18 protein-coding genes are annotated in these 16100 nt (G+C 70.9%); 9 read left to right on the forward strand and 9 right to left on the reverse strand.

What is annotated here, in order from left to right:
* Positions 1-16: 16 nt before the first annotated feature.
* Positions 17-520 (forward strand): ABC transporter ATP-binding protein, encoded by a 504-nt coding sequence (locus tag ACIRRY_RS11515; RefSeq protein WP_403972230.1) that lies wholly within the window; start codon positions 17-19, stop codon positions 518-520.
* Positions 521-547: 27 nt separating this feature from the next.
* On the opposite strand, the gene ACIRRY_RS11520 is transcribed toward ACIRRY_RS11515, so the two are convergent.
* Positions 548-1039, reverse strand: coding sequence for a VOC family protein (locus ACIRRY_RS11520; RefSeq protein WP_403970941.1), 492 nt, complete (start codon positions 1037-1039; stop codon positions 548-550).
* Between the two features lie 134 nt (positions 1040-1173).
* Between ACIRRY_RS11520 and ACIRRY_RS11525 the strand changes: the two genes are divergently transcribed.
* The 3 genes from ACIRRY_RS11525 (at position 1174) to ACIRRY_RS11535 (ending at position 3751) form a co-directional block, all read left to right on the forward strand.
* Complete coding sequence (locus ACIRRY_RS11525; RefSeq protein WP_403970943.1) at positions 1174-2382, forward strand: epoxide hydrolase family protein; 1209 nt, start codon at positions 1174-1176, stop codon at positions 2380-2382.
* 111 nt (positions 2383-2493) lie between these two features.
* Positions 2494-3147, forward strand: a complete 654-nt coding sequence (locus tag ACIRRY_RS11530; protein WP_403970945.1) for a ClpP family protease — start codon at positions 2494-2496, stop codon at positions 3145-3147.
* Between the two features lies 1 nt (position 3148).
* Positions 3149-3751 carry a ClpP family protease gene (locus ACIRRY_RS11535; RefSeq protein ID WP_403970947.1) on the forward strand — a complete coding sequence of 201 codons (603 nt, stop codon included), beginning with the start codon at positions 3149-3151 and terminating at the stop codon, positions 3749-3751.
* 7 nt (positions 3752-3758) lie between these two features.
* On the opposite strand, the gene ACIRRY_RS11540 is transcribed toward ACIRRY_RS11535, so the two are convergent.
* Entirely contained in the window at positions 3759-4148 is a 390-nt protein-coding gene (locus ACIRRY_RS11540; protein ID WP_403970949.1) for a helix-turn-helix domain-containing protein, read from the reverse strand.
* Positions 4149-4235: 87 nt separating this feature from the next.
* On the opposite strand from ACIRRY_RS11540, the gene ACIRRY_RS11545 reads away from it, so the two are divergent.
* Positions 4236-5015 carry a class I SAM-dependent methyltransferase gene (locus ACIRRY_RS11545; RefSeq protein ID WP_403970951.1) on the forward strand — a complete coding sequence of 260 codons (780 nt, stop codon included), beginning with the start codon at positions 4236-4238 and terminating at the stop codon, positions 5013-5015.
* Positions 5016-5031: 16 nt separating this feature from the next.
* Here ACIRRY_RS11545 and ACIRRY_RS11550 read toward each other — a convergent pair whose 3' ends face one another.
* Positions 5032-5493, reverse strand: a complete 462-nt coding sequence (locus ACIRRY_RS11550; protein ID WP_403970953.1) for an ATP-binding protein — start codon at positions 5491-5493, stop codon at positions 5032-5034.
* A gap of 82 nt (positions 5494-5575) precedes the next feature.
* A complete protein-coding gene (locus ACIRRY_RS11555; RefSeq protein ID WP_403970955.1) occupies positions 5576-6880 on the reverse strand; it encodes a DUF6777 domain-containing protein in 1305 nt (434 codons plus the stop codon).
* Between the two features lie 169 nt (positions 6881-7049).
* On the opposite strand from ACIRRY_RS11555, the gene ACIRRY_RS11560 reads away from it, so the two are divergent.
* Entirely contained in the window at positions 7050-8339 is a 1290-nt protein-coding gene (locus tag ACIRRY_RS11560) for a streptophobe family protein (RefSeq protein WP_403970957.1), read from the forward strand.
* 31 nt (positions 8340-8370) lie between these two features.
* Positions 8371-8778 (forward strand): nuclear transport factor 2 family protein, encoded by a 408-nt coding sequence (locus ACIRRY_RS11565; protein ID WP_403970959.1) that lies wholly within the window; start codon positions 8371-8373, stop codon positions 8776-8778.
* Positions 8779-8873: 95 nt separating this feature from the next.
* Here ACIRRY_RS11565 and ACIRRY_RS11570 read toward each other — a convergent pair whose 3' ends face one another.
* The 4 genes from ACIRRY_RS11570 to ACIRRY_RS11585 form a co-directional block, all read right to left on the reverse strand.
* Positions 8874-9833, reverse strand: coding sequence for a serine/threonine-protein kinase (locus tag ACIRRY_RS11570; RefSeq protein ID WP_403970961.1), 960 nt, complete (start codon positions 9831-9833; stop codon positions 8874-8876).
* The gene (locus ACIRRY_RS11575) at positions 9823-10374 is read right to left on the reverse strand and encodes a hypothetical protein (RefSeq protein ID WP_403970963.1); all 552 of its coding nucleotides are present in this window, start codon (positions 10372-10374) and stop codon (positions 9823-9825) included. Before ACIRRY_RS11575 ends, ACIRRY_RS11570 begins: the two co-directional genes overlap by 11 nt.
* A gap of 11 nt (positions 10375-10385) precedes the next feature.
* Entirely contained in the window at positions 10386-12725 is a 2340-nt protein-coding gene (locus ACIRRY_RS11580; RefSeq protein WP_403970965.1) for an FHA domain-containing protein, read from the reverse strand.
* Between the two features lie 72 nt (positions 12726-12797).
* A complete protein-coding gene (locus tag ACIRRY_RS11585) occupies positions 12798-13208 on the reverse strand; it encodes a hypothetical protein (RefSeq protein WP_403970967.1) in 411 nt (136 codons plus the stop codon).
* A 381-nt stretch (positions 13209-13589) separates the two neighbouring features.
* Between ACIRRY_RS11585 and ACIRRY_RS11590 the strand changes: the two genes are divergently transcribed.
* On the forward strand, positions 13590-13973 hold the full coding sequence (locus tag ACIRRY_RS11590) for a nuclear transport factor 2 family protein (protein WP_403970969.1): 384 nt from the start codon (positions 13590-13592) through the stop codon (positions 13971-13973).
* A gap of 84 nt (positions 13974-14057) precedes the next feature.
* Here ACIRRY_RS11590 and ACIRRY_RS11595 read toward each other — a convergent pair whose 3' ends face one another.
* The gene (locus ACIRRY_RS11595) at positions 14058-14987 is read right to left on the reverse strand and encodes an AraC family transcriptional regulator (protein WP_403970971.1); all 930 of its coding nucleotides are present in this window, start codon (positions 14985-14987) and stop codon (positions 14058-14060) included.
* A gap of 104 nt (positions 14988-15091) precedes the next feature.
* On the opposite strand from ACIRRY_RS11595, the gene ACIRRY_RS11600 reads away from it, so the two are divergent.
* Positions 15092-16078, forward strand: a complete 987-nt coding sequence (locus tag ACIRRY_RS11600) for an oxidoreductase (protein WP_403970973.1) — start codon at positions 15092-15094, stop codon at positions 16076-16078.
* Positions 16079-16100 lie beyond the last annotated feature (22 nt).

Raw genomic sequence — 16100 nt, forward strand, 5'->3', positions numbered from 1 at the left:
CCAGCGCCTGGCGCTGCTGCCCTGGCGGTCGGTGCTGGACAATGTGCTGCTGCCTGCGGAGGTCTCCGGCGAGCGGAGCAACGGCGCACGGAAACAGGCGCTGGAGCTGATCGGGACGATGGGCCTCGACGGCTTCCAGGGACGGCTGCCGCACGAGCTGTCCGGCGGGATGCAGCAGCGGGTGGCGCTGTGCCGCTCCCTCATGCGGCGGCCCCGGGTGCTGCTCATGGACGAGCCGTTCTCGGCGCTCGACGCGCTCACCCGGGACGAGTTGTGCGCCGAGTTGCAGCGGACGCACCGTGCGCATCCGTCCACCGTCGTCCTTGTCACGCACTCGGTGGACGAGGCGGTCCTGCTCGCCGACCGGGTGATCGTCCTCACGCCCCGGCCCGGCCGGATCCGTACGGTCCTCGACATCACGCTGCCCCGCCCGCGCACCCGCGCCGAGGCCGGCCAGGCGGAGCAACTGGCCCGGCGGGCGGCCGAGTTGCATGCGCTGCTGCTGGACAGCGAGAGCTGATCCCGGCCGCCCCGCCCGGTCCGTCCGTCACTCCCCCGCGAAGGCCTTCTCCAGCGCGGCGAGGTCGAACTTGCCCATCGCCATGAACGACTCCGTCGCCCGGGCGACCTTCGCCGGGTCCGGGTCGGTGATCATGTCGATGAGGCGGGTGGGGACGACCTGCCAGGACAGGCCGTACTTGTCCTTGAGCCAGCCGCAGGGGCCGGGCTCGCCGCCCTCGGTGAGCTTGGCCCAGTAGTAGTCGATGTCCTCCTGGTTCTCGCACGGGATCTGGAAGGAGACCGCCTCGGTGAACTTGAACATCGGGCCGCCGTTCAGCGCGACGAACTTCTGTCCGAAGGCCGTGAACTCGACGGTGAGCACCGAGCCCGCCGGTTGCGGGGCGCCCTCGCCGTAGTGGGTGACGCGGCCGATGCTGGAGTTCTTGAAGATCGACACGTAGAGGTGGGCGGCTTCCTCGGCCTTGCCGTCGAACCAGAGACACGTGGTGAATCCGTCGGTGGGTGCGTCGGTGGTCATGAGCTCCTCCAGGGGCTCCAGGGGGCATCGAACACGGTCATCTGTATCGACCCTCGCCCGGCCCGAAACTCATCGGTCGTACGGCCGAATATTCCGGGTGGCCGTTCCGCCGCCCCGAACTAGGCTCGGACTCCATGACGAATCCGCAGGCTGACAGCGTCCACCCCTTCCGTATCGACATCCCGCAGGCCGACCTCGACGACCTGCACGCCCGCCTCGACCGCACCCGCTGGCCCGACGAGCTGCCCGGCACGGGCTGGGCGTACGGCGTGCCGGCCGGCTATCTGCGGGAGCTGGTGGGGTACTGGCGGCACACGTACGACTGGCGGGCGGCCGAGGCCGAGCTGAACGCGTGGCCGCAGTTCACGACCGTCATCGACGGGTCGAAGGTCCACTTCGCGCACATCCGCTCCCCCGAGCCGGACGCCACCCCGCTGGTTCTCACCCACGGCTGGCCGGGCTCGATCGTCGAATTCCGCGACGTCGTGGGCCTGTTGACCGATCCGGCGGCCCACGGCGGCGATCCGGCCGACGCCTTCCACGTGGTCGTGCCCAGCGTCCCCGGCTTCGGGCTGTCCGGGCCGCCGGCCGACACCGGCTGGGAGGCGGGCCGGATCGCCGACGCCTGGGCCGAGCTGATGACCCGGCTGGGCTACGAGCGGTTCGGCGCGCAGGGCGGCGACTGGGGCTCGGCGATCTCCCGCGAGCTGGGCCGCGCCCACCCCGACCGGGTCATCGGCGTCCACCTCAACCTGCTGCCGGGCGCGCAGGCCCTCACCGAGCCCACCGCCGAGGAACTGTCCGCGCTCGGCCCCGAGGAGCGGGCGGACGCCCTGGAGTCCTGGCGCCGCTGGACCGCCTGGTCGCGCGAGGGCACCGGATACGCCGTCCTGCACGCCACCCGCCCGCAGACCCTGGCGTACGGCCTCACGGACTCCCCGGTCGGTCAACTCGCCTGGATCGTCGAGAAGTTCAGGGAGTGGACGGACTCGGCGGAACTGCCCGAGGAGGCCGTGGACCGGGACCGGCTGCTCACCAATGTGATGCTGTACTGGCTGACGGGGACGGCCGGTTCGGCCGCCCGCATCTACTACGAGCGGGCCCACGCCACCGGCGCCCGGGCCGCCGCGCCCACCCTCCCGTCCACCGTCCCCACCGCGCTCGCCGTCTTCCCGGCCGAGATCCAGATCCCGCTCCGTCACAAGGCCGAGCGCACCGAGAACATCGTGCGCTGGACCAAGCTCCACCGGGGCGGCCATTTCGCCGCGATGGAGGAACCGGACCTGCTGGCCGAGGACGTACGGGCGTTCTTCCGGCAGCTCCGCGAGAAGGGCACCGAGTGACCGCTCCGCACTCTCTGCTTGCGGCGAATCTGCTACGGGCCTAGAAACCCGCAGTTCGGACGTCTGTCGGCCGACAGTGGAGACACCACAGCGCCTCGACAAGGAGGACCGATGTCTCCACTCACCGCCGGTCTCGCCCGGCCCCTCATGCCACGCGCCGAGGAGGGCGACACCCCGTCGTCCCGCTTCGACGACCACCTCGCCGCCCAACTGCTCGGGCAGCGGATCGTCTTCCTCGGCACCCAGGTCGACGAGGTCTCCGCGAACCGGGTCTGCGCCCAGTTGCTGCTCCTGTCCGCGGAGGACCCGCGCACGGACATCAGCCTGTACATCAACAGCCCGGGCGGCTCGGTCACGGCGGGCCTCGCCATCTACGACACGATGCAGCTGATCCCGAACGACGTCTCGACGCTGACGATGGGCTTCGCCGCCAGCATGGGCCAGTTCCTGCTCAGCGTCGGCACCCACGGCAAGCGCTACGCCCTCCCGCACGCCCGGGTCATGATGCACCAGCCGTCGGCGGGCATCGGCGGCACCACCGCCGACATCGAGATCCAGGCGCAGAACCTGGACCACACGAAGAGGACCATCGAACGCCTCACCGCCCAGCACACCGGCCAGACCGAGGAGACCGTCTCCCGCGACGGCGACCGCGACCGCTGGTTCACGGCGGAACAGGCCAAGGAGTACGGCATGGTGGACCGGGTCGTCGCCTCACTGGCCGACGTCCGCCCGGCCGCCTCGAAGCGACGGATGGGACTCTGACATGGGGACGTACACGATTCCGAACGTCGTCGAGCGGACCCCGCAGGGCGAGCGCTCCTACGACGTGTTCAGCCGGCTGCTCTCGGAGCGGATCATCTTCCTCGGCACCGACATCGACGACGGCGTCGCCAACGTCGTCATCGCGCAACTCCTCCATCTGGAGTCGTCGGCCCCGGAGCGCGAACTCGCGATCTACATCAACTCGCCCGGTGGATCGTTCACTTCACTCATGGCGATCTACGACACCATGACGTACGTCCAGGCCCCGATCTCGACGTTCTGCGTCGGCCAGGCCGCCTCGACGGCGGCCGTGCTGCTGGCCGGCGGCGATCCCGGACGGCGGTTCGTCCTGGAGCACGCGCGCGTGCTGCTCGGCCAGCCGGCCAGCGGCGGACAGCGCGGCATGGTCTCCGACCTCGCCCTCCAGGCGAAGGAGATGGTGCGGATCCGCTCCCAGGTGGAGGAGGTGCTGTCCCGGCACACCCACCACGACATCGCCACCCTGCGCGCCGACATGGACCGCGACAAGGTGTTCACCGCCCAGGAGGCCGTGGCGTACGGACTGGCCGACGAGGTGGTCAGCCGACGCCTCGGCCCGATCTGAGCGTCCGTCAGGCAGCCACCAGGCACAGCCCGTTGTACGGCGAACTCGCCCTGCCCTGACGCCTGGCGCGGTGCTGGGTGAGTTCGCTGTGGGCCAGCGACAGCAGGTCGCCGAGGTCCAGACCGAGGGCATGGGCGGCAGCCGCGATGACCTCCGAGGAGGCCTCCTTGCGGCCCCGCTCCACCTCCGAGAGATACGGCATGGAGATCCGGGCGGCGTCGGCCACATCCTTCAACGTCCGCTCCTGAGCGAGGCGTTCGCGTCGTAGGACGTCACCGACCAGGTCCCGCCACAGGGGTTCCTTGGGCGCGGGAACCCTCGGCTCCGGCAGGTGAGGGGCCGGCTCGTGCGGGCGCAGCGGAATCACGCGGGCTTGGTTCGGCGCTTGGTTGCTCACCCCCTCAGACTAAAAGCCTTGGACGTGAGGGCAAGGGATCAGCATTCTGCCCTGGGGGGAATCGCCGAAGCGAAGGGTACGAGAACGGTGCTGCGCGACACGTTCGACCGGGCGGCCGAGCGCTACGACCGGGCCCGCCCCCGGTATCCGCGCCCCCTGGTCGACGAACTGGCCCGGGTGGCCGGCCTCGGCCCGGACAGCCGGGTCCTGGAGATCGCCCCCGGGACGGGTCAACTCACCGTCCCGCTGGCCGAGTTCGGCTGCCGGCTGACCGCCGTAGAGCTGGGTCCTTCGACGGCGGCGGTGGCCCGTCGCAATCTGAGCGCGTTCCCGCGGGTGGAGGTGGAGGTCGCGGACTTCGAGCTGTGGCGGCCGCCGGACGAGCCGTTCGACCTGACGGTGATCGCGACGGCGTACCACTGGCTCGATCCCCTGACGCGGGTGGCGAAGGTGGCGCGCACCCTGCGCCCCGGCGGGACGTTCGCGGTCGTCACCACCCATCATGTGGCGGGCGGCACCCAGGACTTCTTCGACCGGATGCAGCGCTGCTACGAACGCTGGGACCCGGCCACCCCGCCCGGTCTGCGGAGTCCCACCGAGGACGGGACGGCGACGGACACCGGGGAGTTGGAGCACTCCGCGCACTTCGAGGACGTCACGGTGTGGCGCGGTGCGCGGGAGATCACGTACACGACCGACGAGTACCTGGACGTCCTGCTGACGTACTCGGGCCATCTCGCCATGGACGAACCCTCGCGCCAGGGCCTCCTGGCCTGCCTCCGCGAGCTGCTGGAGACCCGGCACGGCGGCCGGGTCACCAAGCGGTACCTGCACGAGCTGATCACGGCCACCCGGACCGGGGCGTGACCTGGCAGGACGGCTCTCAGCAGTCCCCGCCGCTCAGCTGCATCGTGGCGCGCACCCGCTTGCCGACCGGCACCCGTTCGACGCTCACCAGCGCGGCCAGGGCGTGCACGATCTCCAGGCCGTGCCGACCGATGCGCTCGGGGTCCCGGGCGAAGAGCCGGGGCAGGGCCACGCTGCTGTCGCACACGGACACCGTCACCGAGGAGTCCGTGCCCTCCAGTTCAAGGATGTACGGCCCGTTGCTGTGCCGGTCCGCGTTGGTGACCAACTCGCTGACCACCAGCAGCAGTTCACCCTCGGACCGGTCGTCGATCGTGGCGCACCACTCGGTTCTGAGCTGTTCCAGGAACTGGTGCGTGAAGTGCCGGGCCGCTGAGATGCAGCCCGGCTCCCCGGTGTAGTGCGCCGCCCGCCGCAGCGGTTCCACGGGCACGTCGAAACGAGTCGATATCACTGCCCCGTCCCGGTGATCGATCATGCGTGTCTCTCTCGAAGGCGGCTCTGCCGGTCGCTGTCGTACCAGTGCTCGTACCCAGCCCCACGCCCGACAGTCCCCCCGATCAGAGTGACGGTGAACTCGTCACCGACGAAACCGGCGCGCTGACGGTGGACGCCGACCTCGACGCGGAGCTCGTGGTCGTGTCCGAGGCGACGGATTCGGGAGCGGACGACGCCGACGAGGCGGCCGACGACTCCGTGGAGGGCGTGTCGGGAACCAGTTGTCCGGCGGACGGGGAGGACGGCGACTCCGAGTCCGGGGACTTCGAGCCCGGGGACTCCGAGGAGGGCGAGGAGGGAGACGACGGCACGCTCGACGACGGCGGGCACGGGCTCGTGGACGTACCGGGCCTGTCCGGCTTGCCCGGCTCGGGGGAGGCCGAGGAGGCGCACGGCGACGGCGAGTTGGAGGACGGCGAGGTCGGCGGGGACACGGTCACCGAGGGGCTGGCCGGGTTCACCGGCGGCGGGGTCTTGTGGTCGTGCCGCCCCGTGTCGCCGTGGTGCCGGCCGAACCAGTCGCCGCGGTGGGGGTCGTACATCACGAAGATGTTGATGACCTGCGGTGCGGGGGTGACCACGACGACGTTCTGCGGCCGGTACGACGACCAGGTGTCGCCCGTCCGCTTCGGGGTGGACTGCTGGGCGACGGGCGGCGACAGCGGGTTGCCGCAGGCGCAGCGCACGCGGGGCACGCCGTGGTTGTCGACGAGGACGGCGGTGCCGGCCTGGAGGACGGCCTGGTAGCTGGTGGCCGCGCCGTCGCGGTAGCCGTGGTTGGTGACGCGGGTGTCCATGCGGAGCTGTACGGGGGTGAGCGAGCGCAGATAGGCGGGCACTCCGGCGGGCTGGACGCCGACGACGGACGCGAACGCCTGGTTCTTGGCCGGCGCCGCCTTCAGCGCCTTGATCTGCTTCTCCACGTCACAGCTGGAGACGTTCCGGGTGCCGCCGTAGAGGCCGGGGGCGCCGCCGTCGACACCGCGCACGGCGTTCGCCGGTTCGGAGGCGGTGGGCGAGGCGGAGACGGGCGGGGCCGAGTCCTCGGTCGCGGTGGACTCCGTGAAGGGGTCGGGTCCGGTCTTGGCCGCGGCCTGGAGGAAGACCTCGCCCTTGCTCGCCGTATTGCCGGAACCGCCGTCGGAACGCGTGAAGACGAGAGCCAGGACGACGGCGGCCACCACGGCGGTCGTGAGGATCGCGACCCGTGGCGCGGACTTCCACCAGGGCCGGTGCGGCTCCGGCGCTCCGGCACCGCCGCCGCCCGAAGGCTGCGAGGGCGGGCCCGAAGGCGGCTGGGAGGGTCCCGACAGCGGGCCGGAGGGCGGTCCGGTGGGGCGGCCTGAAGACGGAGGTTCGACGCTCACGAGCTCTTCTTCCCGACGCGGCTCAAGCGGCATCGACGTCCATGAGGGCGATTTATGCCGCTTCATCCAGAACTATCCCATTGTGTGCTCCGGCCCCGGTCCGTCCGCAAGCCGACGCGGACGGCCCTCCCGGCGGGCGCGCTTCCCGGGCGCTGCTTAGCGTGGCAGCGTGACCCCCCGAACCCCCTCTGACCAGGCAGTCGCCCGCCATGGCTGGGTCCAGGCCCTCGGCACGGTACTGGCCGGGCTGCTCTCCATGGGCGTGGTCGCCGCGCTGGGCCTGTGGGCGGCGGGCGCGGCGGACCTCCCCGACGGCGCGTTCCCCCGGGTCGTCACGGCCACGGTGGTGACGGCCGTCGGCGGCACCGTGAAACTCGCCGGGAACGCCGGCTCCCTGGCCGACACCAAGGCGGGCCTGACCGTCATCCCCCTCTCGGTGACTCTGACCGGCGCCCTGACGACCGCGACGGCTTTCCTACGACCCCTGCGGCACCGCGCGGTCGCCTCGGCGACGGAACTGGCCGGCTGGGCCGCCCGCATCGCCGCCCTCTGGCTGCTCGGCCTGATCGGACTGGCCCTCGGCGCCCGCCAGAAGTTCTCGGTCTCCCTGGGCACCGGAACGCTGGGCGACATCGGCGATCTGCTCGGCGCCTCCCCCGAGGTCGGCTTCGAGGCGGACGTACCGCAGACGGTCCTGTTCGGTCTGCTGTGGCTGGCGGGGGTGCTGGTACTGGCCCTCCTGGTGTCCCCCGGCGCACCCCTCCCCGCCCGTCTCCTCCGCTTCCACGCGTCGGTACGCCCGGCCGCGTACGCCGTGGTGGCCCTGCTCCTGGCCTACGTCGCGCTCGGCGTCGTCGTGGCCCTCGCCACGGCGGCGACCCGCGGCAACGTCACCCAGACCTTCGCCCTGATCCTGCTCGGCATGCCGAACCTGGTCTGGCTCACCCTCACGATCGGCCTGGGCGCCACCTGGAACGGCCGGGTCGACGGCCCCTTCGGCCTGCCCATGCCCCACCTGCTGGACGAGGTCCTGCGCACCCCCGACATCTCCACCCTGAACCTGAACTCGATCGGCGCCTACGACGGCAGGGTGTGGTGGCTCCTGGTGGCCAACGCGGTCCTGCTCCTGTCCGCCGCGTTCCTGATGGCGGCCCGCTCACCGTCCCGCGTCCGCGCCTGGCAGCACGCCGTCCACCTCGCGATCGCCTTCGCCCTCGCGGTCCTCATGATCTGCCTCGTCGGACGAATCTCCGCGCACTACGGCCTCTCCCTCCTCGGCATCGGCGACGTGGGCGGCGGCCTGTCCGGCGACCTGTTCCTGAAGCCGGAGTTGTGGTCGGCGGTGGGGTTGGCGGCGCTGTGGGGATTGGTCGCGGGCTTCCTGGGCGCGCTGTTGGCGAAGCCGGTCCACCGCCGCGGCGCGATCGAAATTCCCGAGCAGTCGCAACGCCCGTCATGAGAGTGTGCGCCCACCCGACGGAAGGGCAGCCATGACATTGCCTCTCGAAGACCGCCTGGCCATAACGGAGTTGATCGCCCTGCACGGCCACGTGTTCGACGAGGGCGAACTCGACCGCGCCGCCGAGGTGTTCACCCCGGACGTCGAGTACGACCTCACCGACTTCGGCCGGGGCACACTCACCGGCCTACCCCAACTCGTCGAAGCGACCCTCGCGTTGGGCACCGCGAACCCTGTCGCGCATCACGTCACCAACGTGGTGATCGAGGAGCCGACGGAGGGGCAGGTCCGGGTCAGATCAAAGGGACTGGGCATCGGAACAGACGGCTCGTGCGGATCGGTGACATATGTCGACACGGTGGTGCGGGTCGGGCCGGGTTGGCGAATCTCCCGGCGCAAGGTGTCAGCCCGGCGGATCCCTCTGACGCCGGGAAGCTGAGCGCCCCTTCAGGGGCGCGGGGCTGTATCGATCTGCGGCTCCGCCGCATGGGCGCGACCAGCCCCCACCGACCCGCAGTCGATGAACAACCTGTCTCAGGTCCTCCTCCTGAAAACCGGCTCAGCCCACCCCGGCGGCGCAACCACCCGCACACCCACCACCTCAGTCGCCGGATGCCCCGAGACAACACCACCCCGCAACTCCGTGACAAAGGCAAGGCACGACTCGTACCGATCATCAGGACTCTTCGCCAACGCCTTCGCGAACACCCCGTCGACATGCCCCGGCAAATCCCCCCGATCCCCACTGACCGCCGGAGGCACGTCGTACTGGTGCGCCCACAACAGCGCCATGTCGTCGTCACGACGAAACGGCGGCCGCCCCGCCAGACTCTCGTAGACGACACACGCCAGCCCGTACACATCGCACCGCCCGTCAACCGGCCGCCCCGAGATCTGCTCAGGAGCCACATAGTCGAGCGTGCCGACGAACTGCCCCACCGTCGTGAACCCGGTCAGCGACAGCGACTTCTTCGTCAGCCCGAAGTCGGTGAGATACACGTGCTCGGGATGGTCGCTGTCGGTACCCCGGGCCACGAGGATGTTGCCGGGTTTCACGTCCCGGTGGACGAGCCCGTGTTCATGGGCCGCGTCCAGCGCGGACGCGACCTGCGTGGCGATGCGCACCGCCGTCGGAAGCTCCAACGGCCCTTCCCGGTCCAGGAGATGACGCAGATCGCTGCCGGAGACATAGCGCATCGCGATGTACAGCACGCCGTCCGTCTCCCCCGCCTCGAAGACGGGCACGATGTGCGGATGGTCGATCGCGGCGGCGACCCGGGACTCGTGGGTGAAGCGTTTGCGGAAGGTGTCGTTGCGGGCGAGTTCGGGGGCGAGCAGCTTGAGGGCGACCGTGCGGTCCAGGCGCAGATCGTGGGCGCGGTAGACGACGGCCATGCCGCCGCGGCCGATCTCGTCCTCGATGCGGTACCCGGCGATCTGCTGCCCGATCAGCTCGGAGGGGCGGCCGGAGAAGAGGCTCGCGTCACGGGCCATCGGAGCCCACGATCTGGGTGGGGGCGTGCCCGGGGTCGGCCGGTTCGGCGCGGGGGCCGTCGTCCGAGGCGTAGGTGCTGAGCCGGGTGCCGTCGCCGTACACCCAGCGCTCGTGGTCGGCGTCGTAGAGCCAGACGGATTCGCCGTCGACGACCACCCCGATCCGCAGGCCCTTGGTGCGGGCCTCGAAGGTCGCGCCGTCGAGCCCGCCGCCCGCGAGGTCCTCGACGGCGCCGCGATAGCGGACGAGGGCCTGTTCGGCGCGGGCGAGCAGCGGGCGTGGGTCGGCGGTGCGGGTGAGCGGGCCGCCGGCCGCGGGCGGGTCCTGGGCGACGGAGATGAGGTGGCGGCCGTCGACCCAGGCGGACCAGCCGTTGGAGCACAGGGCGTGGGCCCAGTCGCCGCACCGTTCCAGCAACTGCACCGGGAGCAGCGCGTCGAGCGGCACGGTGGGGCGGGCGGGGTCCGGGGCCTCCCAGGCGGGCATCCCGTGCTCGGGGACGACATGCGTGGGCCGGAAGCCGGGAGACGGGGTCGTCATCGCGGCGGCCCCTATTTCCGCATCACTGCGGGCTCGTGCCGCCGCAGCAGCCGGGAGACCAGGAAGCCGAAGAGCAGCGACAGCACGACCAGCATGCCCATGTTGAGCAGCCACACCCCGGCCGAGTGCCGGAACATCGGATCGGCGGTCAGCTCGCCCGGCACGATCCGGGCCAGCCCGATGGTGCCGGCCATCCCGCCGAGGGCCCAGCGGGAGGGCACCAGCCAGGAGAGCTGTTCGATGCCGGGTACGCCGTGCAGTTTCAACAGGGCACCGCAGAACACCACTTGGACGATGGCGAGCAGGACGAGCAGCGGCATCGTCACCTCCTCCTTGCGCACCATCGCGGAGACCAGCAGCCCGAGCATCATCGCGGTGAAGGCCAACAGGGCGACCGCCACGGTGATTTCGATCAGCGGTGGCATCAACACCCCTTTGCCTCTCGGTGCGTTGAGGTCGACGCCGAACAGTCCGACCAGGGTGAGCACCACGGCCTGCGCCACGGTGATCGCGCCCAGGACGACGACCTTGGAGAGCAGATACGCCGACCGGGAGAGTCCCACGGCTCGCTCGCGCCGGTAGATCGCGCGCTCCTTGACGAGTTCACGCACGGCGTTGGCCGCGCCGGTGAGCACGCCACCGACGCACAGGATGAGCAGCGCGTTCATCGCCGTCTCCCGGGTCAGCTCGCTCCCGGCGAGCGCGCGGGCCATCGCGCCCATGACGAACGGCAGCGCGATCATGATGACGAGGAAGGTCCGGTCGGCGGCGAGGGCCGCGGTGTAGCGGCGGACCAGGGTGCCGAGCTGTGCGGCACGGCTGCGGGGCCGGGGCGGCGGTGCCACGGCGACCGGTCCGGCGCCGAGTTGGTGGGGCTGCGCGGTGGAGTTGCGGATGTACTGGCGCTGGAACGGCGATTCCGCGAACTCCCGTGCCCAGTCCCGCTCCTGGTCCCGTTCGAAGGCCTCGAAGGCCTCGGGCCAGTGCTCGAAGCCGAAGAAGGCGAGCGCGTCGTCGGGCGGCCCGTAGTAGGCGACCTTGCCGCCGGGCGCGAGCACCAGGAGCCGGTCGCACACGTCGAGGCTGAGGACGCTGTGGGTGACGACGATGACGGTGCGGCCGTCGTCGGCGAGGCCGCGCAGCATGTGCATCACGGAGCGGTCCATGCCGGGGTCGAGTCCGGAGGTCGGCTCGTCGAGGAAGAGCAGCGAGGGCTTGGTCAGCAGTTCCAGGGCCACGCTGACCCGCTTGCGCTGGCCGCCGGAGAGGCTGTGCACGGGCTGCGTCGCGCGCTGTTCCAGGCCGAGTTCGCGGATGACCTCGTCGACCCGGGCCTGCCGTTCGGCCTTGGCGGTGTCCTGCGGGAAGCGGAGTTCGGCGGCGTACGACAGGGCGCTGTGGACGGTCAGTTGGGCGTGCAGGATGTCGTCCTGCGGGACCAGGCCGATGCGCTGGCGCAGTTCGGCGTAGTCGCGGTAGAGGTCGCGGCCGTCGTAGAGGACGGTGCCGCGGTCGGCGGGGCGCTGGCCGGTGAGCGCGTTGAGCAGGGTGGACTTGCCGGCACCGCTGGGTCCGACGACGGCGAGCAGGCATTTCTCACCGACCGGGAACGACACCTGGTCGAGGAGGACCTTGTGGCCGTGGTCGACAGCGACGGTGAGGTCCTGTACGTCGAGCGAGACCTCGCCGGTGTCGACGTACTCCTGCAACTGGTCGCCGACGAGACAGAACGCGGAGTGCCCGATGCCGACGATGTCACCCGGCCCGATCGGGGCGCGGGCGACGGGCTGACCGTTGAGGTAGGTGCCGTTGTGGCTGCCGAGGTCGACGATCTCGTACGTCCCGTCGGGCATGGCCCGCAGTTCGGCGTGGCGGCGGGAGACGATCAGGTCGTCGACGACGAGGTCGTTGTCGGCGGCCCGGCCGATGCGGACGGTGCGGGTGGGCAGCGGTCGTACGGTGGTCGGCTGCCGGAAGGTGCCGGTGAGGGCGGGCATGGACACGGCCGAGGGGCGTTCCGGGGCGGGGGCCGGGCGGTCCGCCAGGGTGACGCACGGGCCGTCGGCCGCGCTGCCGAAGCGGATCACGCTGCCGGGGCCGACGCCCCATTCCTGGACGCGGCGGCCGTCGGCGTAGGTGCCGTTCGTGCTGTGCTCGTCCTCCAGCGTCCAGTGGTCGGCCTCGGGGCGCAGGACCGCGTGGTGCCAGGAGACCCGGGCGTCGTCGATGACGATGTCGCTCAGCGGATCGCGTCCTACGTGGTAGTCGCGGCTCGGGGTCATGACCGTGGAGCCCGACTCCGTCTCCAGGAGGAGTTCGGGCGCTGTCGGCACCATCGGCCGCTCTGGCATGCACCGAATTCTACCGATTCGTTCACTCGTGCGCCCGGCCAGCGGTCAGAGGTGCACGACGGGCGACACGTGTCAGGCGACAGGGACGACGAGTGCCGGAACGGTCCGCTGCATCCGGAGGGCGTCTACCGACTCGGCGAGCAGCTCGTACTCGGTCGTCTCGTCGCTGATGGCGATCTGCACCAGCCGCCCGGCCGCCAACTCGTAGGCCACCTGCTCCTGTTGACCCACATCACGGGACCAGGTGCGTAACGCCTTGGGCACGTCGGGCGCCGTGTCCGCGACCGGGACCAGCGCACCCCGGGGGAAGCGCGGGTTCTCCGGTTGCGGGTCGAGCCGGTCGGCCATCCACACCGCGCGGTCCCGTAACCACCACAGCGCGAGTGCCAGCGTGGGAGCACGGTAGGTCCCCAGGGGCACCCCGACGCGCTGCCCGTCGCAGGTACCGTACGCGGTGACATGGCACAGGAATTCGTCGTGCACGATCACTCCCCCGTCGCGTGTCTCGAATGCCGGTCGGGCCTCGCTTTCCATGCGGCTCTGGCTGGCGGCTCGGGTGGCTCAGGTGGTGCGCACGATGGCGGATTCCCATCGTGAAGTGATGCCCTAGCAGACGAGTATGTTCACTCCAGAAACACTGTCACCACGACTTTTTAGCCACTCTCTTGGCATATTCACAGCCTTCGGTGGCCGAAAAGCTTCGGCGCCCTTTTGGTGGCCCCTTTTGCGGTGGTTTCCCGCCGTCATTACCCGAGGGGTAATCGACGCTTCGTACGGTCCCCGGCAGGGTGGAGGCACCGGGTCGGCAGCAATCGAGATCCGGTCCCGACCAGTACGAACGACCTCACCGGAGGCTGATTCACCATGTCCGCGAACACCGACCGATACGAGAACGCCGTCGCCCGCTACTTCGAGGCCTGGAACGCGGGCGAGCCGGAGGCGTTGGCGAAGGCGGTCGCCGCCGCCTGGTCCGTCGAGGGTACGTACACCGACCCGCTGGCGGCAGTCACCGGACACACGGAGATCGCCGGGCTGATCGCCGGGGCGCACGAGCAGTTCCCCGGGTTCGCCTTCCGCCCGCTCGGTGCCGTCGACGGGCACCACGACACCGCGCGCTTCGCCTGGGAGTTGGTGAGCACGGCCGACGGGGCGGCGCCCGTCGCCGGTTTCGACGTGATCACATTGGACGAGGACGGCCGTATTCGCTCGGTGCTCGGTTTTCTCGACCGGGTGCCCGCCGGGGCCTGATATTCGGCGGGGCGAAATTCGACGCCGTATTGATCAAAAGCCCGAGCGACGGCGATCGGGTCACCGTACGGCTCGAAGAAAAGATCAACTCCTGGCCAGGGCTTCCTCGCGATATCGCCGCGGCGCCACCCCGACCGCCCGTTTGAAGGCATTGCTGAAGGCGCTCTCGGAGGTGTAGCCGACGGACCGGGCGAGCGCGCCGACCGGGGCCTTGTCCTGGCGGAGGGCACGGGCGGCCAGGTTCATGCGCCAGTTCAGCAGATACGTCAGGGGTGGCACCCCGGCCGCCTCCTTGAACCGTACGGCGAACGTGGTGCGGGACATCGCGGCGGCCCGGGCCAGCTCCTCCAACTGCCAGGGGTGGGCCGGGTCGCCGTGCATCAGGCGCAGGGCGGGGGCGAGCCGGTCGTCGGCGAGGGCGCGCAGCCAGCCGGGCGGCAGCCCGTCCGCGTCGGTCAGACAGACCCGCAGCACCTGCACGAACATGAGCTGCGCGAGCTGCGCCGAGACGAACTCGACCCCGGCCCGGCGCGTGCGCATCTCGGCCGCCAACTGCCCGATGAGCCACCGCAGTACACCGGCCTCGGGCGAATCGGCCCGCACATGGACGAGTTCCGGCAGCGCCCGGCGCAGCAGGTCGCCCCGGTCGCGGCTCAGGTCGATGTGCCCGGAGACGCAGGCGACGTCCACCGCCTCGCCCTGCCCGAGCCGCCCCATCCGGGTCTCCGGGTCCATGACGACGTCGCCGGAGTCGGTCGGCGCGACACCGGGCCGGCTGCACAGCGTGTACGGCTGACCGCCGTCGGAGATCACGACGTCCCCCTCGGTGAGCCGCAGCGGCTCACCGCCGTCGTCCCGGACCAGCAGACAGCCGCCCTGCACCACGGCGTTCACCTTCAGCCGGTCGCGTCCGCGCAGTTGGATGGCCCAGTCGCCGCCGGCCGTGAACCCGCCGGAGAACACACTGCGGGCGTCGGCGACGGCGAGGGCGTCGGACAGCAGATCCACGGTCATGCTCGAACTATCACGCAAGTTATGCGGATTCTCAAGTATTCATCGTACGGATCCGGCGACCTACGGTGGTCTCACCAGCTCAAGCTGATGAGGAGAGAGCAGACATGACCACCACCGCACAGCAGCCCCTGAACTCCGGCTTCGGCGCCGCGTCCACCGCCGAGGAGGTGATCAAGGGCATCGACCTGACCGGCAAGGTCGCGATCGTCACCGGCGGCTGCTCGGGCATCGGCCTGGAGACAGCCCGGGTGCTGCACGCGGCCGGCGCGCGGATCGTCGTACCCGCGAGGGACGTGGAGCGGGCCACGACGGCGCTCGCGGTCCTCCCCGGAACCGAGGTCGAGCACCTGGACCTGCTGGACCCGGCGTCGATCGACGCCTTCGCGGAGAAGTTCCTGGCCTCCGGGCGTCCGCTGCACCTGCTGGTGAACAACGCCGGGATCATGGCGACCCCGCCGGCGCGGGACGCGCGCGGGTACGAGGCGCAGTTCGCCGCCAACCACCTCGGCCACTTCCAGCTGACCACCCGCCTGTGGCCCGCGCTGGTCGCGGCAAAGGGCGCGCGGGTCGTGGTGCTGTCGTCGCGGGGCATCCGCTTCGCCGGCGTCGACTTCGACGACCTGAACTTCGAGCACCGGACCTACGAACCGTTCCTCGCGTACGGCCAGTCGAAGACGGCCAACGCCCTGTTCGCGGTCGAGGTGGACCGGCGCGGACAGGCCGACGGCATCCGGGCGTTCGCCGTGCACCCGGGCCTGATCGTCGACACCGGCCTGGTCAAGCACATCGACCCGGCGATGCTCCGGGCGGCGGGCGCGCTCGACAGCGAGGGGAAGCCCGTCCGTGACCCCGCGCGCCAGATGAAGACCGTGCAGCAGGGCGCCGCCACCAGCGTGTGGTGCGCGACCAGCCCCCGGCTCGACGGTCTCGGCGGGGTCTACTGCGAGAACGTCGACATCAGCCCGCTGGTGACCCCCGAGAACGAGGCCGCCTGGTCCTCCGGGGACACGGTCCCGGGGGTGCTCCCCCGCGCCGTGGACCCGGAGACGGCGGCCCGCCTCTGGGAGGTCAGCGAGCGGCTGACGGCCTGACGCCCGAGAAGCCGCCTACGGC

Origin of the sequence: Streptomyces sp. NPDC101776 (genome assembly GCF_044766845.1) — a bacterium.
GTDB lineage: Bacteria > Actinomycetota > Actinomycetes > Streptomycetales > Streptomycetaceae > Streptomyces.